Origin of the sequence: Pseudohaliea rubra DSM 19751, assembly GCF_000764025.1 — a bacterium.
Taxonomy (GTDB): domain Bacteria; phylum Pseudomonadota; class Gammaproteobacteria; order Pseudomonadales; family Halieaceae; genus Pseudohaliea; species Pseudohaliea rubra.
Map to the genome: position 1 here is coordinate 35,524 of NZ_KN234752.1, position 22,514 is coordinate 58,037.

18 protein-coding genes are annotated in these 22,514 nt (G+C 65.7%); 9 read left to right on the forward strand and 9 right to left on the reverse strand.

All coding sequences use genetic code 11. The annotated features are described in order from the left end of the window. Positions 1-61 precede the first annotated feature (61 nt). The 4 genes from HRUBRA_RS04750 to HRUBRA_RS04760 all read left to right on the forward strand — a co-directional run bounded on the left by HRUBRA_RS04750 (position 62) and on the right by HRUBRA_RS04760 (position 4,223). Entirely contained in the window at positions 62-1,282 is a 1,221-nt protein-coding gene (locus HRUBRA_RS04750) for an aspartate aminotransferase family protein (RefSeq protein ID WP_035514985.1), read from the forward strand. 4 nt (positions 1,283-1,286) lie between these two features. Further along, on the forward strand, positions 1,287-1,418 hold the full coding sequence (locus tag HRUBRA_RS15125) for an arginine N-succinyltransferase (RefSeq protein ID WP_144244383.1): 132 nt from the start codon (positions 1,287-1,289) through the stop codon (positions 1,416-1,418). Then, complete coding sequence (gene astD, locus HRUBRA_RS04755) at positions 1,415-2,893, forward strand: succinylglutamate-semialdehyde dehydrogenase (RefSeq protein ID WP_035514986.1); 1,479 nt, start codon at positions 1,415-1,417, stop codon at positions 2,891-2,893. Before HRUBRA_RS15125 ends, astD begins: the two co-directional genes overlap by 4 nt. A 100-nt stretch (positions 2,894-2,993) precedes the next feature. Then, positions 2,994-4,223, forward strand: a complete 1,230-nt coding sequence (locus HRUBRA_RS04760) for a hydrolase (RefSeq protein WP_052094395.1) — start codon at positions 2,994-2,996, stop codon at positions 4,221-4,223. Positions 4,224-4,611: 388 nt separating this feature from the next. On the opposite strand, the gene HRUBRA_RS04765 is transcribed toward HRUBRA_RS04760, so the two are convergent. Further along, complete coding sequence (locus HRUBRA_RS04765; protein ID WP_035514987.1) at positions 4,612-4,821, reverse strand: cold-shock protein; 210 nt, start codon at positions 4,819-4,821, stop codon at positions 4,612-4,614. 385 nt (positions 4,822-5,206) lie between these two features. Between HRUBRA_RS04765 and HRUBRA_RS04770 the strand changes: the two genes are divergently transcribed. From HRUBRA_RS04770 to HRUBRA_RS04785, 4 genes are all read left to right on the forward strand, one after another. Continuing rightward, a complete protein-coding gene (locus tag HRUBRA_RS04770; protein ID WP_236629787.1) occupies positions 5,207-6,247 on the forward strand; it encodes an efflux RND transporter periplasmic adaptor subunit in 1,041 nt (346 codons plus the stop codon). Beyond that, the gene (locus HRUBRA_RS04775) at positions 6,240-9,374 is read left to right on the forward strand and encodes an efflux RND transporter permease subunit (RefSeq protein ID WP_035514990.1); all 3,135 of its coding nucleotides are present in this window, start codon (positions 6,240-6,242) and stop codon (positions 9,372-9,374) included. Before HRUBRA_RS04770 ends, HRUBRA_RS04775 begins: the two co-directional genes overlap by 8 nt. A 139-nt stretch (positions 9,375-9,513) precedes the next feature. Then, positions 9,514-11,910 carry a TonB-dependent receptor gene (locus tag HRUBRA_RS04780; protein ID WP_035514992.1) on the forward strand — a complete coding sequence of 799 codons (2,397 nt, stop codon included), beginning with the start codon at positions 9,514-9,516 and terminating at the stop codon, positions 11,908-11,910. A 155-nt stretch (positions 11,911-12,065) separates the two neighbouring features. Continuing rightward, entirely contained in the window at positions 12,066-13,496 is a 1,431-nt protein-coding gene (locus HRUBRA_RS04785; RefSeq protein WP_201771535.1) for an alkaline phosphatase D family protein, read from the forward strand. 322 nt (positions 13,497-13,818) lie between these two features. Here HRUBRA_RS04785 and HRUBRA_RS04790 read toward each other — a convergent pair whose 3' ends face one another. The 3 genes from HRUBRA_RS04790 to HRUBRA_RS04800 are packed head-to-tail and all read right to left on the reverse strand — an operon-like array spanning position 13,819 to position 18,403. Beyond that, positions 13,819-14,964 carry an aminotransferase class V-fold PLP-dependent enzyme gene (locus tag HRUBRA_RS04790; protein ID WP_052094397.1) on the reverse strand — a complete coding sequence of 382 codons (1,146 nt, stop codon included), beginning with the start codon at positions 14,962-14,964 and terminating at the stop codon, positions 13,819-13,821. Then, positions 14,961-16,130, reverse strand: coding sequence for a PrnB family protein (locus HRUBRA_RS04795; RefSeq protein ID WP_035514996.1), 1,170 nt, complete (start codon positions 16,128-16,130; stop codon positions 14,961-14,963). Before HRUBRA_RS04795 ends, HRUBRA_RS04790 begins: the two co-directional genes overlap by 4 nt. 41 nt (positions 16,131-16,171) lie before the next feature. Beyond that, positions 16,172-18,403 carry a S9 family peptidase gene (locus HRUBRA_RS04800; protein ID WP_084592453.1) on the reverse strand — a complete coding sequence of 744 codons (2,232 nt, stop codon included), beginning with the start codon at positions 18,401-18,403 and terminating at the stop codon, positions 16,172-16,174. A 303-nt stretch (positions 18,404-18,706) separates the two neighbouring features. On the opposite strand from HRUBRA_RS04800, the gene HRUBRA_RS04805 reads away from it, so the two are divergent. After that, entirely contained in the window at positions 18,707-19,174 is a 468-nt protein-coding gene (locus HRUBRA_RS04805; RefSeq protein ID WP_035514999.1) for a hypothetical protein, read from the forward strand. A 75-nt stretch (positions 19,175-19,249) separates the two neighbouring features. On the opposite strand, the gene HRUBRA_RS04810 is transcribed toward HRUBRA_RS04805, so the two are convergent. The 5 genes from HRUBRA_RS04810 to HRUBRA_RS04825 all read right to left on the reverse strand — a co-directional run bounded on the left by HRUBRA_RS04810 (position 19,250) and on the right by HRUBRA_RS04825 (position 22,453). Then, positions 19,250-20,092 carry an alpha/beta fold hydrolase gene (locus HRUBRA_RS04810; RefSeq protein WP_035515001.1) on the reverse strand — a complete coding sequence of 281 codons (843 nt, stop codon included), beginning with the start codon at positions 20,090-20,092 and terminating at the stop codon, positions 19,250-19,252. Further along, positions 20,089-21,045: a cupin-like domain-containing protein gene (locus HRUBRA_RS04815; RefSeq protein ID WP_084592454.1), complete on the reverse strand. Its 957-nt coding sequence runs from the start codon at positions 21,043-21,045 to the stop codon at positions 20,089-20,091. The genes HRUBRA_RS04810 and HRUBRA_RS04815 overlap by 4 nt, the downstream gene beginning before the upstream one ends. After that, positions 21,042-21,674 (reverse strand): chalcone isomerase family protein, encoded by a 633-nt coding sequence (locus tag HRUBRA_RS04820; protein WP_035515004.1) that lies wholly within the window; start codon positions 21,672-21,674, stop codon positions 21,042-21,044. Before HRUBRA_RS04820 ends, HRUBRA_RS04815 begins: the two co-directional genes overlap by 4 nt. Positions 21,675-21,973: 299 nt before the next feature. Next, positions 21,974-22,174 carry a type II toxin-antitoxin system HicA family toxin gene (locus HRUBRA_RS15760; protein ID WP_084592455.1) on the reverse strand — a complete coding sequence of 67 codons (201 nt, stop codon included), beginning with the start codon at positions 22,172-22,174 and terminating at the stop codon, positions 21,974-21,976. A 3-nt stretch (positions 22,175-22,177) separates the two neighbouring features. Further along, a complete protein-coding gene (locus tag HRUBRA_RS04825; RefSeq protein WP_035515005.1) occupies positions 22,178-22,453 on the reverse strand; it encodes a DUF1902 domain-containing protein in 276 nt (91 codons plus the stop codon). Positions 22,454-22,514 lie beyond the last annotated feature (61 nt).

Consider the following 22,514-nt stretch of genomic DNA (forward strand, 5'->3'; position numbering starts at 1 on the left):
CTTTCCGCGCACCGCGCCGGAGGCGTAGACTGGACGCCGTGGCTAAGAGAGGAAGAGAACCATGCAGGTAACCCGAGCGACCTTTGACGAGGTCATGGTGCCCAACTACAACCCGGCCGCGATCATCCCGGTCCGCGGCGAGGGCTCACGGCTGTGGGACCAGGACGGCCGCGAGTACATCGACTTCGCCGGCGGCATCGCCGTGAACTGCCTGGGTCACTGCCATCCCGCTGTCGTGGCGGCGCTCAAGGAACAGGCGGACCGGCTCTGGCACCTGTCCAACGTCTACACCAACGAGCCCGCGCTGCGCCTGGCCCGCAAGCTCGTCGACGCCACCTTTGCCGATCGCGTCTTCTTCGCCAACTCCGGCGGCGAGGCCAACGAGGCCGCGCTGAAGCTGGCGCGGCGCTGGGCCGTGGACCACTTCGGCCCGGAGAAGGACCAGATCATCGCCTTCGAGCGCGCCTTCCACGGGCGCACCTTCTTCACGGTCACCGTCGGCGGCCAGCCCGCTTACGCCGAGGGCTTCGGACCGCGCCCGGGGGGCGTGGACCACGTGCCCTATAACGACCTGGCGGCGCTCGAGGCGGCCATGTCCGGGCGCACCTGCGCCGTGGTCGCGGAGCCCCTGCAGGGTGAGGGCGGCATCATCGATCCGGCGCCGGGCTTTCTCGCCGGCGTGCGCGAGCTCTGCGACCGGCACAACGCCCTGCTGATCTTCGACGAAGTGCAGACGGGTGTCGGCCGCACCGGCCACCTCTACGCCTACGAAGGCGCCGGGGTTACGCCGGACATCCTGTCGAGTGCCAAAGCCCTGGGCGCCGGCTTCCCCATCGGCGCCATGCTGACGACGGCCGCCATTGCCGGGAGCTTCAAAGTCGGCACCCACGGCAGCACCTATGGCGGCAATCCGCTCGCCTGCGCCGTCGGCGAGACCGTGCTCGACCTCATCAACACGCCCGAGGTCCTTGATGGCGTCAAAGCCCGCGGCGAGCGCTTCCGCGCGACGCTCGAGGCGATCAACGCCGAGCACCGGGTATTCAGCGAAATCCGGGGCCAGGGGCTGCTCATCGGCGCCGCGCTCGCGCCGGCCTACGCGGGCCGCGCCCGGGACTTCCTCAACGCCGCCCTCGATGCCGGCACCATGGTCCTTGTGGCCGGCGCCGACGTCATCCGTTTCGCGCCGTCGCTGGTCATCCCCGAGGCGGACATCGACGAGGGTATGCGTCGCTTCGCAGCCGGCGTAGCCGCCGTTGCCGCGCCGGCAGCGGCCGCGAGCTGATGTCATGATGGTCATCCGGCCCATCGAAGCCCGGGACTTTCCGGCCCTCGTGCGCTTTGCCTGCGAGTCCGGCCACGGCTTCACTTCGCTGCCAAAAAACGAATTACGATCATGGCAGGAGGAACACGCCGCATGAACAGTCACTTCTGGGACGGCCGGTGGCACCCGGGCAGCGGGGATCTGCTGCGCTCCACAGACCCGGCGCACGGCACGGTGCTCTGGGAGGGGCAGGCCGCCACCGCCAGCGATGTCGAGGCGGCCGTCGGCGCAGCCCGGGAAGCCGCCCCGGCCTGGGGCCGACGCCCGCTGGCCGAGCGCGTGGCGCTCGCCGAGGCCTTCGCCGCTGCAGTAAAAGATAACAGCGAGCGTCTCGCGAGACTCCTCGCCGCGGAAGTCGGCAAGCCCCTGTGGGAAGCGCGTACGGAAATCGCTTCCATGGTCGGCAAAGTAAAGCTGTCCATCGAGGCCCAGGCGGAACGCGCCGGCAGCCGCAGCCAGCCCCTCGGGGCCGGCACCGCCGCCCTGCGCCACCGTGCGCACGGCGTCCTCGCGGTCTTCGGTCCCTACAATTTCCCCGGCCACCTGCCCAACGGGCACATCGTGCCCGCGCTCCTCGCCGGCAATACGGTGGTATTCAAGCCCAGCGATCTCACCCCTGCCGTGGGGGCCGCCATGACCGAGCTGTGGGCGCAGGTCGGCCTGCCGGCCGGCGTGCTCAACCTCGTGCAAGGGGCCGTGGGCACGGGCGAGGCCCTCGCCGGCCACCCGCAGATCGACGGACTGCTGTTCACCGGGAGTGCACGCACCGGACAGCTTCTTCACCGACAGTTCGCCGGCCAGACCGGCAAGCTGCTGGCCCTGGAGCTCGGCGGCAACAACCCGCTCATCGTTGATCGGGTGGCAGACCTTGACGGCGCTGCACACACGATCATTCAATCCGCTTTCATTACCAGCGGCCAGCGCTGCACCTGCGCCCGACGCCTGTTCCTGCCCGCGGGCGGCGACGGCGATGCCCTCCTCGAAAAGCTACTGACAGCTACCCGCAGCCTGCGCCTCGGCGCCTGGGACGACGAGCCGGCGCCCTTCCTGGGCCCAGTGATTTCCGCCGGGGCGGCGTCCGGCCTGCTCGCAGCGCAGGATGCGCTCCTCGCCGCCGGGGCCGAAGCCCTCGTGCCCCTGACCGGCAACGCCCGCGGTGCAGCCTTCCTGACACCGGGCATCGTCGACGTCAGCACCCTCGGCGATGCACTGGCGGACGAGGAGCGCTTCGGCCCGCTGCTGCAGGTGCTTCGCTACGACGATCTCGACGAAGCCATCGCCGGTGCCAATGCCACCCGCTACGGCCTCGCTGCCGGTGTCATCGGCGACGCCGAGGACCGCTACCGCTACTGCCTGGAACGGCTCCGCGCCGGTATCGTCAACTGGAACGGCCCCACCACAGGCGCCAGCGGCGCGGCCCCCTTCGGCGGCATCGGCGACTCGGGGAACCTGCGCCCCAGCGCCTGGTACGCGGCAGACTACTGCGCCTATCCGGTCGCCTCCGTGGAGCTGCCGGCTGTCGCCGTGCCAGAGAACCCCGTGCCCGGTACCCCCTGGAGCAGGGACGCCTGACTGCCGTGGAGCCAAACAACCCCTTCGACCGGCTCTGGGACGATTACCTGACCCATGCGTCCAGCGCCGACAGGATCTTCGAAAACACGGACCAACGCACATGAGCAACCTCGACAGCACCATTCGCGATGCCGCCCTCGCCTTCGTCGCCGAGGGTGCCGACACCATGCGCGCCGAGACCATCGCCCTGGCCGGGATCAACTCCGGCAGCTACCACGCGGCGGGGGTCAACCGGGTGCGCGAGGCGCTGGCGACGCTGTTCGGGGACCTCGACGCCGAGGCCGAGGTACTGCCCTCACCGCCGCTGGAGGTACTCGACGACGACGGTCGCCTCCGCGAGCGTGCCCTCGGCGACGGTCTGCGGCTGCGCAAGCGACCCGCTGCGCCCTTCCAGGTGTTTCTCTGCGGTCATATGGACACGGTGTTTGCCGCGGACCACCCCTTTCAGACGGTAACGGCGCTTGATGACGACACCCTCGGCGGGCCCGGTGTCGCCGATCTCAAGGGTGGCCTCGTGCTTATGCACCGCGCGCTGCTGGCCCTGGAGCGCAGCCCCCTGGCGGAGAAGATCGGCTGGGAGGTGCTGCTGAACCCGGACGAGGAAATCGGTTCGCCGCTGTCGGCGCCCTGGATCGTCGAGGCAGCACGCCGCGCCGATGTCGGCCTGATTTACGAGCCCAGCTTCCCCGACGGCAGCCTCGCCGGCCGGCGCAAGGGTTCCGGCAACTTTTCTCTCCTCGCAAGGGGCCGCGCCGCCCACGCAGGCCGGGAGCACCACCTCGGCCGCAACGCCATCCGCCTGCTCAGCGAGGCGCTGGTCGCCATAGACGATCTCAATGGCCGGCGCGAGGGCGTGACCTTCAACCCGGGCTTCGTGCATGGCGGCGGCGCCGTGAACATCGTGCCGGATACGGCCGTGGGCCGTTTCAATATCCGCGTGGAGCAGCCGGAAGACACGGCCTGGTGCGAGCGGGAGCTCGCGGCGATCATCGACGGGCTGAACGAGCGGGACGGGCTGTCTCTGGCACTGCACGGCGGTTTCACCCGCCCGCCTAAGGTCCCGGGGCCCGCCAACGAGCGCCTCTTCGACCTGGCCCGGGACTGCGGCGCCAGCCTCGGCGTAGAACTCGCCGTGAAGCCCACGGGCGGCTGCTGCGACGGTAACAACCTGGCTGCTGCGGGCGTGCCCAATATCGACACGCTCGGAGTCCACGGCGGCGCGATCCACTCCAGCGATGAGTGGATGCGGGTCTCGAGTCTGGTGGAGCGCGGCCAGCTGAGTGCGCTACTGTTGCTGCGTCTGGCGGCGGGGGACTGGCGGGGCGATTGAGGGATTCGACAGCGGCTGTTTTTTCGGTTGGGCAAACTTGGTCGCGTATTTCAGGGGTGAGTGCGGAATTCTTTTCTCAGCTTTACCCAGCCGGGTCGCAGCTTCGCTATTCGTTCACCGCAGTTTCCCGGACCGGCGGCGGGAGGATGCCCCCAGTCGCTCCACGATATTCGCTTGGTGGGGGCATCCTCCCGCCGCCGGCCCTACCGTTTGAGCTTCAGAAGTACGCGAGGCGCAAGGGGTGAGTGCGGGGTCCTTCTCTCACCAAGCGAATATCGTGGAGCGACTGAGAGAAGGACCCCGCACTCACCCCGGAAATATGCGAAGAACTCAGAAAAAGACAAAAAAAAGGCCCGCTTGCGCGGGCCTTTTCGTCAGCGTCTTTCGATCAGACGATGACTTCGATGTCCGAAGCCTGCGGACCTTTCTGGCCCTGGCTCACGGTGAACTGGACTTTTTGGCCCTCGAGGAGGGTCTTGAAGCCGCTGCCGTTGATGGCGCTGAAGTGTGCAAACACGTCCGGGCCGTTGTCCTGCTCGATGAAGCCGAAGCCCTTGGTTTCGTTGAACCACTTAACCGTGCCGGTTGAAGTTGCCATGATGTCAATCCTTTCTATCCAATAAGGTGTGCTCCCTGGGAGCGGTCGTGCTTGAAGTCATGCTGTGCCTTATGGACAAATCGGACGTGAGCCGCTTGGGGCTGGGACGAACTCAGAGGACATAGTGCTGCAATACTCAAACATCCCCAGCATAGCACCGTTTTAAAGAAAAAGATTGCACTATTTCACAGTTGTTTTTCCGCCTGCCGCGGCGGCCACCGCATTATCCCCCGGGCGGCCGTGGCATAATGGTGCGTAGCGGCGGTGGAGAGCCGACAGACGGCCCGCTGCGTAACCGCCTGCAGGCGACCCTGGAACGCGCCGAGCACGTAAAGCTGCCACAGCGAACGGAACCTTGCCCTTGCTATCACGACTTCCAGGCCTTGTGAGGCCCCTTGCCATCCTCGCCGTCGCGGCTGCCGTGGCCGCGGTGATGATCAAGAGCCGGCCCGAACTCGAGGCCCGCAATGTTGCCACCCCGCCCCCACTGGTCGCCGTACAGCCCGTCACTCTGGCTACGGTCCCGGTCACGGTGATCGCGCACGGCAACGTTACCGCCTGGCGCGAACTCACGCTTACCGCCCAGGTTGCCGGGCGCATCCTCTGGAAGGCGCCGACCTTCGAGCCCGGCGTCGTGGTCGAGGCCGGCGAGCCGCTGCTGCGGATTGACCGCACCGACTACGAGCTGGCTCTGGCCGAGGCGCGGCGGGATCTTGCCAGCGCCGAGCTTGCGCTTGCCGACGCGAAAGCGCTGCGCCAGTCAGCGCGGATCGACGAAGCGGAGGCTACCGTTGCCGCCGCCCGGGCACGGATCGCCCGGGCAGAGCGGGATCTCGTCAACACGGAGCTCAGTGCCCCCTACCGCGCGGTAATCGACGAACAGGCAGTCGAGCTCGGGCAGTTCATCAGCGCGGGCACCAACGTGGGCCGCATTCTCGGCGCAGACCGGGCGGAAATCCGCCTGCCTGTTCCCCCGCAGGATGTCGCCTTCATCAACGGCGGCGAGGAGACAGCGGTAATGCTCTTCGCCGAAGGCGCCACCGATGAGGCGCGCTGGACCGGGCGGCTCAAGCGGATTGAGGCACGGGTCGATAGAGATACCCGAGTCATCCCGGTTGTGGTCGAGGTCGCCGATCCCCTCGACCGCAGCCGTCACCGGCAGCCCCTGCCCTTCGGCCTTTTCGTTCGTGCCGAAATCCCGGGACGGGCCGTGCAGGGCGCAGTGGAACTGCCTCAGGCTGCCCTGCACGGCGACGACGTCTTCCTCTTTGCCGACGGTGCCCTCGAGCGGCGCGCGATCACCGTGGCGCGCCTCAGCAACGGCAGGGCCCTGGTCACCGACGGCCTCGCCACCGGCGACAGGGTGGTCACCACGCGCCTGGAGCTCATGTTCGACGGCATGGCGGTCGCCCCCCTCGATGACTGAATACACCCCCCCGGACCGCCAGCGCGGGGCCGTCGCGTGGATGGCGCGCAACCCCGTGGCCGCCAACCTGCTTCTGCTCATCGTCATCATTGGCGGCCTCTACGCCATGCAGGCCCTCGACAAGGAAGTGTTTCCCTCCTTCCCCACGGAAACCTTCACGGTCACGGTGCCCTACCCCGGCAGCTCACCGGAGGAAGTGGAGCGCGGGATCATTCTGCGCATCGAGGAAGCCGTGCGCGACATCGTCGGCATCGAGGAGATCCGCAGCGAAGCGCGGGAGAGCGTCGGCGTCGTCACTGTCAGCATGGAGCCAGGGAGCGACATGGCCCGGGCCGTGAACCTGGCCAAGGTCCGCGTCGACGGTATCTCCTCCTTCCCTGCCGACGCCGAGAAACCGATCGTCGAGGAGATCGAGGCGGCCACCGGCGCTATCCGTGTCAGTCTCTTCGGCGATATCGAAGCGCAACAGCTCAAGGAACTGTCCGAGGAGATCCGCGAAGAGATTCTTGCCCTCGGCAACATCAGTGAGCTTACCGTACTCGGCGAGCGCGCTTACGAAATCTCCATCGAACTCTCCGACGAGCGCATGCGCCGCTACGGCCTCACCGTCGACGCTGTGGTCACCGCCATCCAGCAGCGCTCCCGGGACCTGCCGGGGGGCCTTTTGCGCACGGACGCCGGCGCGATCACTCTCCGCTCCACGTCCCAGGCCTACCGCGGCCGGGAATTCGAACAGCTCACGCTCATCAGCGGCGACGACGGCACCCGCATCCGCGTCGGCGACATCGCCACAGTGCGCGACGGTTTCGCGGAGCAACCGGTGCTCTCCCGCGTCAATGGCAAGCCGGCCCTGACCTTCGATATCGACCGCGTGGGCGCCCAGAACGTTCTCGAGATCACCACGCTCATCCGCGACTACGTGGCAGAAAAACAGGCTGAGCTGCCGCCGGGCCTCGGCCTGCAGGCCTGGGCCGACCAGAGCCGGATCCTCCGGGGCCGTATCGAGCTGATGCTGCGCAACGCCGCCTCCGGCGCCATCCTGGTGATCATCGCCCTGGCCCTGTTCCTCGATCTGGCCCTCGCTTTCTGGGTCGTGGTGGGGCTGCCCTTTGCGGTACTCGGTTCGCTGGCCGCGATCGGCTTTCTGGGCCTGCCCGTGTCGATCAATGTGCTGTCGGTGTTCGGCTTCATCCTTGTGCTCGGCCTCCTCGTGGACGATGCCATTGTCACCGCCGAGAGCGCTTACACGCGCCTTGAGCAGGAGGGCAAGGGCGTCGACAGCGTGATCGGCGGCGTACAGCGGGTGACCACCGCCACGGTCTTCGGTGCCCTTACCACCGTTGTGGCCTTCGGGCCGAGTCTGTTCCTTACGGAGGGCTTCGCGCGGATTCTGTCGCACATCGGCTACGTGGTCGTCTTCTGCGTCATCTTCTCGCTCATCGAGACCAAGCTGGTGCTGCCGGCGCACCTGCGCCACATCCGTGTGCCGCAGCCCGGAGATCGCCTCGGCCCGGTGCGACGGCTGCAGCAGCGTGTGTCCGGTGGCATGATCGCCTTTGCCCGGGGCCCCTATCGGCGCATGCTCGCCCGGGCTGTGCACTACCGCTACACGACCCTGGCGCTGTTCCTCGCCGGCCTCATGATCTGCCTGGCGCTGGTACCCTCGGGTATTCTGCGGGTGGTGTTCTTCCCTTCCGTGCCGTCAGACTCCATTCAGATCAATCTCGACATGCCCCAGGGCACCCCCTGGCAGCGAACCCACGACTACGCCAGGCGCATCGAGGACTCAGCCTGGGCCATGAACGAACGCTTCAAGGCACAGGACCCGGCCGGCCGCGACGTTATACGTACCCTGCAGCTTCTCTCGGAAACCGACACGTCGGCGCGGCTGATCATCGAACTTATCGTGAGCGAGGAGCGTGAGATCGACTCGGTGGTCCTCGGCGGCTGGCTGCGCGAGGAGCTCGGCCCCCTCCACGGCGTGCGCTCCTTCCGCCTCGATGCCGCCGCAGGCCCCGGGGGCTCGCCGATTGACGTGCAGCTGCGTGGGCGCGACCTCGAGCAACTGCGGCAGGCGGCGAGCGAACTCAAGGTGCAGCTGGCGCAGGTCGACGGCGTGCGCGATATCCGCGACAGCTTCAACGCCGGCGGCCGGGAGCTGGATATCCGGGTGACCCCGGAAGGCGAAGCCCTGGGCCTTACCGATGTGGAACTGGCGCGCCAGGTGCGCCAGGCGTTCTTCGGCGCCGAGGTGCAGCGGGTGCAGCGCGGCCGCGACGAGGTCCGGGTGTACGTGCGACTGCCGGAGGAGGACCGCTCGCGCCTCGACACGCTCCAGGAGCTCTGGATCAGCTTGCCGAGCGGCAACCGGGCTCCCTTCTCGGTGGTGGGCCAGGCCCGGGAGCAGGCGGGCCTCAGCGTGATCAACCGCATCGATCTGTCCCGCGTCGTCGATGTGCAGGCCGATATCGACAAGGCGGTCATTTCCTCGGCAGAAGTCATGGACCTTATCGAGGCCGCCATGCTGCCGGACATCCTCGCCCGGCATCCATCGGTGCGCTACAGCGTCGCCGGCGAAGTCGAAGAGCAACGCGATACGTCCCAGGCCCTGCTCTATGGCGGTGTGCTGGTGCTCCTGCTCATCTACGCGGCCCTGGCCATCCCCCTGAAGAGCTACCTCGAGCCGCTGCTGATCATGTCCGTGATCCCCTTCGGCGTGACCGGCGCCTTCCTCGGCCACCTGATCCTCGGCATGGACGTGAGTATTCTCTCCGCCATCGGCATCATCGGCCTCATCGGCGTTGTCGTGAACGACAGCCTGGTGCTCGTGGACTTCATCAACCACTTCATCGATGAGGGTCACGACTGGAAAGAGGCGGTGCTCGAGGCGGGGCCGATGCGTTTCCGCGCCGTGATTCTGACCTCCCTCACCACCTTTCTCGGCTTGCTGCCGATCCAGCTCGAAACGTCCATCCAGGCGCAATTCGTCAAGCCCATGGCCACCTCCGTGGCCTTCGGTGTGTTCTTCTCCACGGTGGTGACGCTGTTCCTGGTGCCGACGCTCTACTACGTGTCCCAGGACGTCCGCCGGGGCTTCCGGCGGCCGCGCTCTACCCACAGCAACTGAACGGGCGAGCGTCATCACCCTGTCACCGTTTCTTAACGCCGCAGTCATTCCCCGGTAATACCTCACACGTACCCTACAGTCCGTTTCGCTACGGGACGCGTTGTATCCCCCCGCATCAAAGCCGATCACGAGGACTGTCATGCCGCGCCAGAGCCACACCACTACCAACACCGGTCACAAGACCGCTATCCGTCAGTACTGCGCCGTAGCGGTGGCGCTGGCCAGTACCATGCCCGGCCTTGCGCTGGCGCAGGGCCCCATCGAAGAGATCACGGTCTATGCCCAGAAGCGCGAGCAGGGCCTCCAGGACGTGGCGCTGGCGGTATCTACCCTCGATGGCGACGATCTCGATGTCCTCAATATAGACGACCCCTTCGACTTCAGTGACCGGATTCCGGGTTTGGTCGCCACAGAGGTGCAAGGCTACCGGCGGACCTTTGCCATCCGCGGCATCGGCAATGAAGTGCCGGATAACGCGGCAACGAAGCCGGGCGTCGCCTACCATATTGACGGCGTTTTCATGTCGAACGACTTCGCCCTGTTCCAGGACCTTGTGGATGTGGAACGCGTGGAAGTCATCCGCGGCCCCGACGGCACCATCTATGGCAACAGCTCGTCCGGCGGCGCGGTGAACGTGATTACCCGGCGCCCGGAGACAGAGCAGGCATCCGGTTACCTCTCCGGCGAAATCGGCAGCTACAACACGCAGAACCTGCGCGGCGCCTTCAATCTTCCCCTGGGAGAGACGGTTGCAGCCCGCTTCAGCGCCTCGCAGCGCACCCGGGACGGCTTTACCCGGAATATCCCGAACCCGGAAGCCAGCGCGCTCAACGTAACCGGCGCCTTCGACGACCTCGATGATGAGAACAACACCTCTTTAGGGCTCCAGCTGCTGTGGCAACCGGTCGACCGTCTGTCAGCGCAGCTGAACCTCTACAGCTTCGACATGGATGTCAACGGGCCTGCGCTCAAAGGCGGTTTTGATACCGTGTCCAGTGATCGCCGCGTGGTCTCCCACGACACCACAGAGTTCTTCCAGGTTGAGAATGAAATGGCCAGCCTGATCCTCGACTGGTCCACGGACGTCGCCGAGATCCGCGGGCTGTTCAGCCATCAGCGCTACCGCATGAGTCGACAGCTTGACGCGGACCGCTCATCGCTGACGGCCAACGACCCGGCGCCGCTGACCCTGCCGGACTCCGGCGAGATCACGCTCCTGGGCCAGCTGCCCATCCGGCAGCATGTGGGCGGTCTCACCCAGCGGGACGAAACCTCCACGGCGGAAATCAATATCGTCTCAAACACCGGTGGCCCCCTGGAATGGCAAGGCGGTGCTTTTTACCTGACCACCGACGTCGAGAGCGACACGCGCAACTACGTCGACAATGACCGCGACGGACTGCCCGTGAATACGCGCATTATCGGCTTCGGCAATCCTGATCGCGATTTCCAGAATTCTGATACACGCTCTTTCGAATCGACCGCCGTCTTTGGTCAGGTACGTTTCGCCCTCAGCGACACCGTGGGACTCACCGCCGGAGCGAGGTGGACACGCAACGAGTTCGAGGACCAGCGCTGCAACATCTTCAGCGGCTGCCTGACCAATGAGGGACGCACGGGAACACCGGCGACCCCCAACGAAAGCAATGATAACGTCACCTACAAGGTGGCACTCGACTGGAACTGGGCCGACGACCGGCTGCTTTATGCCTCCATCGCCACCGGCATCAAGCCCGCCGCATCCAACAACGGCTTTGTCGAAGACGCAACCGGCGCCGGCTTCTTCCCGGAAGTGTTCGACGAAGAAGAGGTCACCGCCTGGGAAGTGGGCAGCAAGAACCAGTTCTTTGACCAGCGCCTGCAGGTGAACGTGTCAGCCTACTACTACGATATCGAGAATTACCTGTTCAACTCGGCTGGCCTCAATCTGACCGGCAACGGCGTGAGCGGTGGCTCCAACCTGCCCGAGTCCGAGGTTTACGGTATCGAGCTCGAGTCCATCGCCTCACTCGGTGAGCGCTGGCGCCTTGACCTTTCCCTCGCAATGGCCGACTCCGAAATAAAAGAGGGGCGACCGGCGATCGACCGGGCGGAGCAGGTCAACCGCACTGCAGGGCTCAGTGACCCGGCGTTGATCGAAGAGACGATCCGCTCCCTGGCTCAGGACCTGGACGGCAACGAGTTGCCGAAGATCCCCGACCTCGTCGCCAATGCCCGCCTGTCCTATCGCTACCCGGTCGCCCTCCTCGGTCGCTCTGGCGATCTCCTCAGCACCCTCAGCTACACTTACCGGGGGGATTACTACAACCGGGTGTTCAATTCCGTGCGCGATGAGGTACCGTCCTATCATCTGGCGCACCTGAACTTCCGCTACCTGCCGACAGACGCCCCCTGGGAGCTGGCACTGAACATTCAGAACCTCTTCGACGAAGACGAGATTGCCTCGGTACATACGGACGATTTCTTCCAGGGCGTAACCAGCTTCCAGCTGCTTCCGCCGCGTATCGTCACACTCTCGGCAAGCTACCGGTTCTGAGCGTGGACAAGCCGTGCCATGAAGGAACGGGCCTCCGGCGGCGCGGCTTGCTCCGCCTGGGGCTTACCGGTTCGCTGGCTGCGGGCGCCGGGCCCGCCTTCGTGCGAGCGCGCGAGGGTGGGCCCGGCAGACCCCTTGCGGCGGAAGGCGTTCAGGTGGGCGATATGCGCGCAGACTCGGCGATCATCTGGTCACGCTGCGACCGGCCCGCGCGCATGGAGGTCCGCGTCTCGACGCGCCCGGATCTGAAAGAGCTGCTTGGTCGCTACAGCGTCGATGTGCTTGACGCCAGCGACTACACGGGCCAGGTACTGGTTGCAGGGCTCCCGGCCGGCAGTGAGATCCACTATCAGGTAAGTTTCCTCGACCTCGCGGACTACCGGACCCGCAGCGCAACGCTGACCGGGCGTTTCCGAACGCCGCCGGCGGCACACAGGCCGCTGCGCTTTCTATGGTCCGGCGATACCGTCGGCCAGGGTTTCGGCATCAACCCCGACCTCGGCGGTATGCAGATCTATGAAACCATGCGTCGCCTCCGGCCTGACTTTTTTATCCACTGCGGTGACATGGTCTACGCAGACGGTCCCCTGGAAGAATGGAAACAACTGCCCGACGGGCGCCAGTGGCGAAACCTGACCAGCGAAGCGAAAGCAAAGGTCGCGGAAACACTGGACGAATTTCGCGGCCAGTATCGCTACAACCTCCTCGACAGCAAGCTGCGCCGCTTCAACAGCGAAGTGCCCATGTACGCGCAATGGGATGACCATGAGGTAACCAACAACTGGTTCTGGGAACGACGGCTGAACGACGATCCGCGCTACCGGGAGCACTCCGTTGCCCTCCTCGCCGCTCGTGCCATGCGGGCTTTCCGCGACTATGTGCCGGTGCGTCAGCACCCCCTGGACGCCGGCCGCCTCTACGACAGCTTCCGCTACGGGCCTCAGCTCGAAGTCTTTCGCATAGACCTGCGCAGCTACCGCGGACCGAACAGCGACGCGCAGCCCCGGGAGCTTTCCCCGGAGCTGCGCATTCTCGGCAGCCGACAGTTCGCCTGGCTCGAGCGCGCGCTGCGTGAATCCACCGCCACCTGGAAAGTGATCGCGTCCGATATGCCCCTCGGGCTGGTGGCCCACCACGACTGGAAGACGGAGCGCGGCGCCGAGGCCGTAGCCCTGCGCGACGGAACGCCGGCGGGACGAGAGGTCGAGATCGCGCTGTTACTCAAAAGCCTTCGCGATCACGAGGTCCGGAATGTGCTGTGGCTCACTGCTGATGTGCACTACACGGCAGCCCACTACTACGACCCGGCGCAGGCGCAATTCAGGGATTTCCTGCCCTTCTGGGAGTTTGTCAGCGGCCCGCTGAACGCGGGGACCTTCGGACCCAATCGCCTGGACAATACCTTTGGCCCACAGCTCGTCTATCAGAAAGTGCCGCCGGCGGGAGCGCAACCGCTGTCACCGCTCGATGGCATGCAGTTTTTCGGCCAGGTCGATATCGACCCGGAGAGCGAGGTGCTCACGGTGCGCCTGAAGGACCTCGCGGGCGAGACGCTGTATACACAGGAACTGACGCCCGCCGGCTGACAGCTCTCGACGTCCCTTCCCTCCAAGCTGCTGGCCAGGCGCTACTCCGACGCCGGCCCCCGCCAGTGCGCCATCCGCACCAACGCGCCGGTCGCTCCCAGCTCTGGCAGCTGGTGCTGTCGCGCGCCGGCGAACGGCCGGGCTACTGCTCCTGGCGTCCCGAGACGAGCTCGCCGGAATGGACCGCCGGCACGTGAGTATCCTCGCCTTCGAGGGACGCCCTTTACATCCCCAGACACCACCGGAAAGCCTGCCTCCAGCGAGGCCTCCTCCTGCGCAACCGTCTGCACCAGCGCCGTGACGGGCAACGCTCGCCGGCGCCTCAGGCCACGCCCGCGGCCCGAAGCGCAGCCAGCGCCGTGTCGATATCGGCCTCATCGTTGTAGATGTGCGGCGACAGGCGAAAGCCCGAGGCGCGGCGATCCGCCTGCACGCCGGCCTTGGCCAGCGCAGCGGCCACGGCGTCGTTGGCACGGCCGAAATCGAGGATAACCGTTCCGCTGCGCTCACACGCAGCGGCGGGGGAACTGAGGCTCTCGCCGGGCACCGCAGCACGCAGCCGGTCACCGAGCATGAGGTTGTGCCGGCGGATGCGCGGAACGCCCACCTCCAGAAGCACCTCAAGGCTATGCGCCGCAAGCGCATAGGGCGCGATCGACGGCGTGCCGCCCCAGAAGCGCAGCGCCCCCGGGTGATAGCGGAAATCGTGGATGTCGAACGCGAAAGGGTCGGCGTGGGAGAACCAGCCGATCGCGTCGGGCTCGCAGCGCTGCACCAGCGCCCGGTCCACCCAGAGGAAGCCCGCGCCCGGGCCACCGCAGAGCCACTTGACGCAGGACCCCAGCAGGAAATCAGCGCCCAGCCCGCTCACGTCGACAGGCAGAATCCCCACGGCCTGAGCTGCATCGACGACGCTGAGGGCGCCCCGTTCCCGGGCAATGTCACACACCGCCGCCACGGGCACCTGAACACCGGTGTTCGATTGCACCTGAGTCACCAGCACAAGGGCGATGTCGTCGGTGATCCAGGGTCGCCAGGCGGCGGGGTCCCGTTCGTCAACGCCGGCCGGGAGAAAGCAAGGCTCCAGGCCCAGGTTCCGGGCCCGCTCCACCACGAACCCCAGGGAGGGGAACGCCCGCTCGCTGAGAAGGATTTTCCGCCGCGACGTAAGCCCGGGCACACACTGAAGGACGCGGGCAAAACCCATGGAGACGTCAGGCTGCGGGCAGAGGTCGTCGCTGCGCGCGCCGAGGAGCTTCCCGAGGGCCGACCGGAAGCGCTCCACGGCCGCCAGCCACGCCGGCCAGGGTTCGCCGACGCCGCTTAGCCAGGGTTCGTAAAAGGCGGCCGTGAACGCCTCCCGGCTGCCCACGGGCGGGCGACCAACGGAGTGATTGAGCAGATAGCAGCCGGGACCGCGGTCAAAGCGGTTGCGCAGTGCTCCGCCCTCGCCACCCTGCGCACTCACCGAAGGCTCTCCCGGAGCTTCCGGATGTCGGCATAGCGCGAGGGAATGTCGTCGCGGTCGGCAGCCTGGCGGAGGTCCCGCAGCCGTGCAAGTGCCCGCAGAAGCACCGGCAGCGGGGGCCCGCTCGCGGTGAGCTTATCGTGGTGCTCCTGATCCATGTGCTGTGCGGGCTCCTCGATAAACTTCGCCACCAGCTGATCGTGGTGCTGCGCCGCCGTCTGCCCGTGCAGCTCGCACAGCTCGAGAAACAGCGCCAGATTTTCCCGACAGGGCTCCCGGCGGCGCTCATCCTCGTCGAGCGCGAGGAAGTCATCCATGAGGCTGCGCCGACGCATGCAGTCGCGGAGGATCACCTGGTCCTCGGGCATCATGTACAGGAATTTGTCGACCAATAGCTGTGAGTAATAGGCGTGGTCCGCCCGGCACAGGCCCAGGAGCATATCGATGACGTTGATACCGGCGAAGTCGCCGGCGTTGGCACCACGGTAGACGTGCTGCCCCACCCGGTGCGGCTTGAAGTAGGGGCGCACGCTGTAAAAGAAGCGGTCCATATCGAGTTCAGCGAAAAGGCGCTCGTTGGAAACAACAACGGCACCGAGCGCGTCCCGCGCCGCGCGCAGAAGGTCGGCCGCCACCGGGTGTGACACGCCGAGCGGCAAGACACGCAGCAGGGCGTCGCCGGCCCGCTTGTAGCTGAGGATGCCGCGGGTGTTGTAGTCCGTGAACAGGTACTCGTCGCGGAGTGTGGTGAAGCTCTTGTAGCGTCCCTCCACGGCGCGGTTGTGGGTGGTGAGATGGCTGGTCGCAAAGCGCGGCGTGACGCCCAGGCTCGCCCCGAGCTGCAGGGCAAGGGCCGAGGCCTCGGGCAGGCCACCGTCCTTCGCATGCTGATCGGCCGCGCCGTGGCGGGCGCAGGCGGCCATGAACAGGCCGACGTTGCCGAGCAGGTCAAAGCCCGCATCGAAGCCCTCGTCGGTATTGCCTTCGGCAAGCAGGCGGGCGATATGCTCATTGCCCTCGGCTTTCAGCCGGGCCTTGAGATCCTCCCCCACCCCGGCAACCCGCGCACGGTCATCCTGCGCGAAGTAGTGCTCCTCAAGCTGTGTGTTGAGTTCCGCAAAGGTGCTGCGGACCCAGTGGTCAAAGTGTTCTACGTTGGTGCTCATGGAGCGAAAGTATACGCCTTCGCGCCCGCCCCGGGGCGCCGCTAGAGATGCTCACGGAAGTAGCGCGTCATGGTGGTAAAAACGTGCAGCCGGTGATCGGCGATGCCGTGACGCTGGTTCGGGTAAACCAGCATGTCGAACTGCCTGTTCGCACGAATGAGCGCATCGGCGAACTGTAGCGTGAAGGAAAACTTCACGTTCTCGTCGCCGGTGCCGTGCATCAGTAACAGCTTGCCCTGCAGCCGATCGGCGTAGTTCATCAGATTGACCCGCGCGTAGCCGTCCGGGTTCTCCTCCGGCGTGCCCATCCAGCGCTCCACACCCACGGCCTGGTAGCGGGTCAGATCGATCACCGGCGCCACACTGACCGCGACTTTGAACAGCGGCGCGGCCTTGGTCATGAGCGCCGCGGCCAGGTAACCGCCGCCGCTCCAGCCCCAGAAGCCGATACGATCGCCGTCGACCCAGGGCAGGGATTTCAGGTAGTCCACCCCCTCGATATAGTCGAGCACCGCCCATTTACCGTACTCGCCATAGGTCAGGTTCTTGGCCACCTTGCCGCGGCCGGCGGTGGTGCGGTTGTCCATGGCGAACACCACGTAGCCTTCCTGGGCCAGGTAGCGATGCCAGAGATCCTGGGTAGGCCCGCGCTGCGTGCCCCAACGGTTCACAACCACCTGCGAGCCGGCATTGCCGTAGCCATAGGCGATGACCGGGTATTTTTTCGAGGGGTTGAAGTCTGCCGGCTTGATGAAGAAACCATTGAGCTCGATGCCATCATCCGTCCGGAAGGTGACAAATTCCGTGTGCGCCATGGCGTAGGCGCCAAAACGCGGCACCGCGTCGTCGACCAGCATCGTCAGCGTCTCGCCGTCTGCGGCACGCAGAGCGAGCGTGGGCGGCGTACGCGCATCGGAGTGGGTGGCGAGGGCGTAAAGGCCGTCCGGCGACAGCTGCCAGCGATGCCAGCCCGCTTCGGTCGTGAGCCGCTCCACCGGACCGCCGCTCAGGGGCACACGGTAAACATGTTGATCGATCAGCGACTCACGCTTCGCGTAGAAGTAGGCCCAGCCACCGACTTCATCAACGCCGATCACGTTGCCCACGGTCCATTCGCCGCGCGTGAGGGGGCGGGCCTTGCCATCGACGTTGATACGGTAGAGATGGCGCCAGCCGCTGGCCTCGCTGGTCCATAGCACGGAGCCATCGGCGAGGGGTCTCAAGTCGTCTGTGATATCGAGCCAGGCGGGATCGGTATCCGTGTGCAGGAGCTCGATACCCTCCCCGTCAGCACCAGCCCGCCATAGGCGAAGGGTCTTGTGGTCTCGGGTGAGGTGCTGCACGTACAGGTGCTCCCCCGTCGAGTCCCAGTGCAGCTGTGGCAGGTAGTCATCTGGATCGTGCCCGATGTCGATAGCAGTGGTCTCCGCCGTGCGCAGGTCAAAGACATGCACGGTATTCACCGCGTGCACCTCGCCGGTATTCGGGTAGTGAAAATCGCGCACCCTGCTATAGCTGTGCAGCTCATCGATAAGCGGGTAGCGCGGCACCGCCGTTGCGTCCATGCGCCAGAAGGCAAGGCGCTTCGAGTCCGGCGACCAGCGCCAGCCGTCCACCCAGCCGAACTCGGTGCTGCCGTAATCGAAGATGCCGTTGAAAATGTCCTGATTGCCGTCCCGGGTCACCCGCCGCCGCTCGCCGCTCGCCAGCTCGACAACCAGCAGGTTGTTGGCGAACACGAAGCCCGCGTGCCGCCCGTCCGGTGACAGCTTCACCAGCTGCAGCGCCTGCCCGGGCTCACCGAGGAGCCGCAGGCGCTCGTCGGCCACCTGGTAGACGTACCACAGGGCGCTCTCATAGCCCTGCCAGTCTGTGCTCGCGGGACCTTTCAGAAGCAGGAAGCCGCTGCCCGGGTGCCACTGGAAATCGCTCACGCGGAAGTCGGCGGGCAGGCCGGGAATGTCGCCGAGGGGCAGTATGGACTCTTCCCCCGTGACCGGATCGCGACGGACGATGACCTGGCCGCCCCCCGTTTCCCCGAGCCGGGCGTAGCCGCCACCCGCAGGCAGCCACTGCAGGGCCGCCGGAAGCCGGGCGGTAAAGGTATCGCTGGCGAAAATCGTTTCGAGGTTCAGGGGCTTCCCCGCCCCGTCCCCGGCACGGGCCAGGCCCGGCAGCAGGCACAGCGCCAGGAGCAGCATCGGCCAGCGGGCCGGCCGGGGCGCGGGGAAACGGCGGTAACGGGCCGGCAACCCGGGTGTGATCGTTGACATAAGTGCGTCGCCTAGAGAGCCGCGGGGAGGCCCGGCGTGCCGGGCCCTCTGAGCATAGCAGCAGCGCGGGCGACCGGGACAGGCTGGTGAGCGCGATAGCTCCTCAGCGGTCGCCGGTGGCCCTCGATCACAACCACCCGCTGCCGGCCCGCAGACTTGGCAGACTGAGTTGCGTCATCGGCGCGGCCCGGACGAAACTCACGGCCACTTCTTGACCCATATCAATTGCAAATGCGACTTATTCGCATTATTGTGTTTCCCAGGGTCCCCCATCGGGGCCTTGAACAGGAAACGGGGGCACCCATGCGATTGAAATTTCTCTGCAAGACTCATCGCCAGTCACTCCTTGGCGATACGGACGCGGCACGCTCACTCTGGCTGGGCTTGCAGGATAGCTTGAAAGAAGAAGCCGCGGTCGCTACACCACGGCGCGTGCAGCAGGCCGGTACCGCCCTTGAGGCGGCCGGCATTTACCTTCTGGCCAATCCGGCGGCAGATGCCGCCCTGCTGCAGCGCTACGTCGACTCGGCGCAACAGTTGATCGAGCTGTTGGTTCAGCTCAGGCAGACCCACCTCGCCATCATCGTCATCTCCGGCACCAATGCCCTCGTGGAGCACCTCGCCCGGAGCGGCGCCGATCGGGACGCGGCCCTGGCGGCCTGTCGACGGCTGACGCGCCAGGGCATGGGGCATATCGAAGGTGGTCATCGAGGCTGCAGGCCAGGGCACCCGGTGCCCCAGCCCCGGGCGCAGACTGCAACGCTGCACTGAGCCGGAGCCGCTGCAGGCCCGGGCGACCCCTGAGGCCCTGGTCGCCGACCGCGGCAGTTACGGCCTCTGCGTTCTTCAGCCGACCTGCTCCGCCACCGGTTGCGCTGTGTGGCCCAGCATGAACGTTTCGTAATCGTCGAGAAGCTCGGGCCGTTCGAAGTGCAGGAAGTGGCCCACCCCATCCACGAGCAGGCATTCGCAGCGCGGGATCATGCGCTCGGCTATCCACATGTCGTCGAGATCAATAATGCGATCCTCGGCACCATTGACGATAAGCGTCCTCGCGCGAATACGGGAAAGATCCACCGTGTCCTGCAGCTGGCCGAGCGTTAGGATATTCCGGCAGTGCTGGTAAAACACATCGGCGCTGTCGTCGCTCAGATTGGCAAACTGCGCGGTTATCTGGCGCTTGTAGCTGGGACCGATCTGCTGCCCGAACATATCGATAATCAGGTCCGCCCCCGCCGCGTAGTCGCGGGTCTCGTAAAGCTGCTGCGCGTGCGCAACGATATGTTCCATGACGGCATTCGGCTTCATGCCGAAACTGCTCAGCACCAGCTGCTGCACCGCGTCGGGCTCCCGCGCCGCGTAGCCGGCTGCGATCGCCGTGCCCCAGCTGCTGCCCGCCAGCGTCAGCTCACCGTAGGGCGCCGCGTTCTTCAGAAGGGCATCCACCACCTCGAGCTGCTCTTCAACGGTGACGTGCGCGTCTCCCGACAGAATGCGGGAACGACCGACACCGGGCATATCGAACACGATGACCCGAAAGTGCGGCGCGAAACGCCGGGTAATCGAACGCCAGACCGCCATGGTCTGGAGGACGCCGCTCACGCAGAGCAGCACGTTGGGATGATCGCCGTAGACCCGGAAGGGGATCTCGAAACGACCGTGCTGGAGCACTTGCTTTCCGGTTTTCATAGCTTCGGTTCCACATCTTCCGTCCCGGACGAGAGGAGCGCCTTGGCGCGCTGTTCAGCGCGGAGGCACTTCCAACGATACCACCTGGCCGGGGCAAGGCGATTCGCAAAACGGTCCCAGGGCGAGGTCACCAGGAGGCACAGCGCCGCGCGGGCCCGATCGCCCCAGTGCACCGGGGCGGCACGCAGGGAGACACTCATGCCCGCCTCGAGGTAATGAAACTCGTGCCACCAGCCCGCCGGCATGTACAGCGTCTCGCCCGGCTCAAGCACCAGCTCCAGGCCAGGAGCGCGGGCAAGGGCGGGAAAACGCGCCAAATCCGGGGCATCGAGATCGACGTAGCTGCGCACTGTGCACGGATGGCGATAAAGCGCAGCCGAGGCAGCTGGCGGAAACAGGCGGACCCTGCGGCGACCACGGATGACCGTGTGCAGTACGTCCGCCCTGTCGATGTCGTAGTGCAGCGGCGTGGTGCTGCCGCCGCAGCCGAAGAAACTGAACACAAAGCGACGGGACAGGCGCAGGCCGACATCGGGCAGGCGCACATCGTCCAGCAGCTCGGGGAGCTGTCGCGACAGGTTGTAGAGAAACATGCGCAGATCGCGCCCACGGTACTGCGTCGCCTCGAGGAAATCCGCAAAGCGCATAGTGTCGATACTGCCCATGTAATTGGACCCCGGGCTGCCGAAACTCGCATCATAGACCCGCACCATGTGCTCCCCGAAGCGCCTGCTCAGGCCCTCCGGGGTCCACCGCCGGAGGGCCGGCCAATCGACCGCCAGGTCGCTGATGACGGCGGGGCGACGCGCGGAAATCGCCTCCCGCAGAGCGCCACCGTCGCCAAAGGCTACCCGGGGCAGCGCCTGCCAGCCCGGGCGCAACCCGGCCTCTGCCGACCCTGCCGTCGCGCAGTCCATGGCGGGGACGGTGAACGCTGCCCCCTCGCCCCTCATAGCGCCGCCCCGGGGGCCACCAGCGCGAGCAGATCCTCCCGGTCGCAGACGGGATCGGCACCAAACCAGATCGACCAGATCAGCTTGGCAAAAGCAAGGTCGCTTGCGGCAAAGACCCGCTCACCGTTGAAGTTCACGAACAGCCTCCCGCCGTCCAGCCAGAAAAACTGCAGCTGATCGCCAGCCCGGGCGCCGCGGTCAATCGCGGCAAGAAAGCTCGCAATGGTATCGCGGGCCTCCTGCAGCCACTCAGGCTGCGCATTGCGCCGCAGGCTCCGATCGAATTCCTCGCGAATCTGTTCAACGCCAAGGTCCCGCTGGAAGTGAATCATCAGCGCCTTGCCGCGACCGTCCGTTACAACCTCTCCCGGGTCGAGGGGCGATCCGCCGGCGAGCTCGGCGTAGTGGGCGATTTCGTAGACGCGAAAAATGAAAAAGACACGCTCGGTCCTGCCGGTGAGAAGCAGTCGGTGGCGCTCGCCTGCCTCCTCGATACTGACGACGGGCGGGAAGGCAGGTTTTGCGCCAGCCAGGAGGACTGGCGATAGAATCAACGCGGCCACGAACAACACAAGGCTGACATAGCGCTGAGACCCGGACGGGTCATGCGCGGAAAACGTATGCGACATGGAACTACCCCTGACGATGCGCGACCAGTGTAGCTCAGGTCGGGCGCCTTGACTGCCTCGCCGCTGCCGTCCCAGCGGGCAATGAAACTGTCGATAGCGAACAAGGTGCTGGCGTTATGCGGCATCTGGGTGCGGGCGGGCTACTTCTTTCCTTCGGAGGTATCGTATCAAACCGAATGGACGACCAAGCCACACATCTGCCAGCGCTTCCACTAACCGCGCGAATTTCTGGACTTCGCGCTAGGCATGCCAACCGGGGCATCCAGGGCTGATCTGAACAAAAACCAGGCACGCCAAAGTTAGAACGCCTTTGGCAAGCCAGCTTGTTTCAAGACTTCGTTTGCCGTGTGTCGGGATTTTATTTTGTTGTCGACCGGGAAGGATCTGTTTGTCACCGGGCTATGCCAAAACTCATGGTCGCCCTTGCCCTGGCGCTTGAAGTAGCACCCTGCCTCAGAGAGTAGGGCTTTAACCTCTGGCGTAAAAGACTGCGGCGCCACCTTTTAGCAGCCGATAGACACTCTGCGCTCACTGTGAATCAGCAGGTCGAGCGGCGCGGTCCCATCGTCCTCCGGGACGGCCATCCCATTGAGTTCGAGCAAGTCGGGGACGATTTCAAGAAGTTTCTGGGTAACCCCCTCAATCGTCTCTGCTTCCGTGACAAGGCCCGGAATATCGTCACTGGAGACCAACCATACGCCGGCCTCATCATCCCACTCTGCTTGGATTTGGAACGTGCGTCTTGACTCTGGCTGTGCGGCGAGAGATTTGCTGTCCATAAGGGAGGCTCCTTTGCGCCCGATCGGACACATCCCGGTATTTTGCTATATTTTACCGGTT

What these genes read in the sequence shown, in the direction of transcription:
- HRUBRA_RS04775 (WP_035514990.1), top strand. Translation starts at nt 6,240, where the DNA reads ATGACTGAATACACCCCCCCGGACCGCCAGCGCGGGGCCGTCGCGTGG.
- HRUBRA_RS04815 (WP_084592454.1), bottom strand. Translation starts at nt 21,045, where the DNA reads ATGAGGGGCGAGGGGGCAGCGTTCACCGTCCCCGCCATGGACTGCGCG.
- HRUBRA_RS04750 (WP_035514985.1), top strand. Translation starts at nt 62, where the DNA reads ATGCAGGTAACCCGAGCGACCTTTGACGAGGTCATGGTGCCCAACTAC.
- HRUBRA_RS04805 (WP_035514999.1), top strand. Translation starts at nt 18,707, where the DNA reads ATGCGATTGAAATTTCTCTGCAAGACTCATCGCCAGTCACTCCTTGGC.
- HRUBRA_RS15125 (WP_144244383.1), top strand. Translation starts at nt 1,287, where the DNA reads ATGATGGTCATCCGGCCCATCGAAGCCCGGGACTTTCCGGCCCTCGTG.
- HRUBRA_RS04800 (WP_084592453.1), bottom strand. Translation starts at nt 18,403, where the DNA reads ATGTCAACGATCACACCCGGGTTGCCGGCCCGTTACCGCCGTTTCCCC.
- HRUBRA_RS04795 (WP_035514996.1), bottom strand. Translation starts at nt 16,130, where the DNA reads ATGAGCACCAACGTAGAACACTTTGACCACTGGGTCCGCAGCACCTTT.
- HRUBRA_RS04825 (WP_035515005.1), bottom strand. Translation starts at nt 22,453, where the DNA reads ATGGACAGCAAATCTCTCGCCGCACAGCCAGAGTCAAGACGCACGTTC.
- HRUBRA_RS04760 (WP_052094395.1), top strand. Translation starts at nt 2,994, where the DNA reads ATGAGCAACCTCGACAGCACCATTCGCGATGCCGCCCTCGCCTTCGTC.
- HRUBRA_RS04765 (WP_035514987.1), bottom strand. Translation starts at nt 4,821, where the DNA reads ATGGCAACTTCAACCGGCACGGTTAAGTGGTTCAACGAAACCAAGGGC.
- HRUBRA_RS04810 (WP_035515001.1), bottom strand. Translation starts at nt 20,092, where the DNA reads ATGAAAACCGGAAAGCAAGTGCTCCAGCACGGTCGTTTCGAGATCCCC.
- astD (WP_035514986.1), top strand. Translation starts at nt 1,415, where the DNA reads ATGAACAGTCACTTCTGGGACGGCCGGTGGCACCCGGGCAGCGGGGAT.
- HRUBRA_RS04820 (WP_035515004.1), bottom strand. Translation starts at nt 21,674, where the DNA reads ATGTCGCATACGTTTTCCGCGCATGACCCGTCCGGGTCTCAGCGCTAT.
- HRUBRA_RS04780 (WP_035514992.1), top strand. Translation starts at nt 9,514, where the DNA reads ATGCCGCGCCAGAGCCACACCACTACCAACACCGGTCACAAGACCGCT.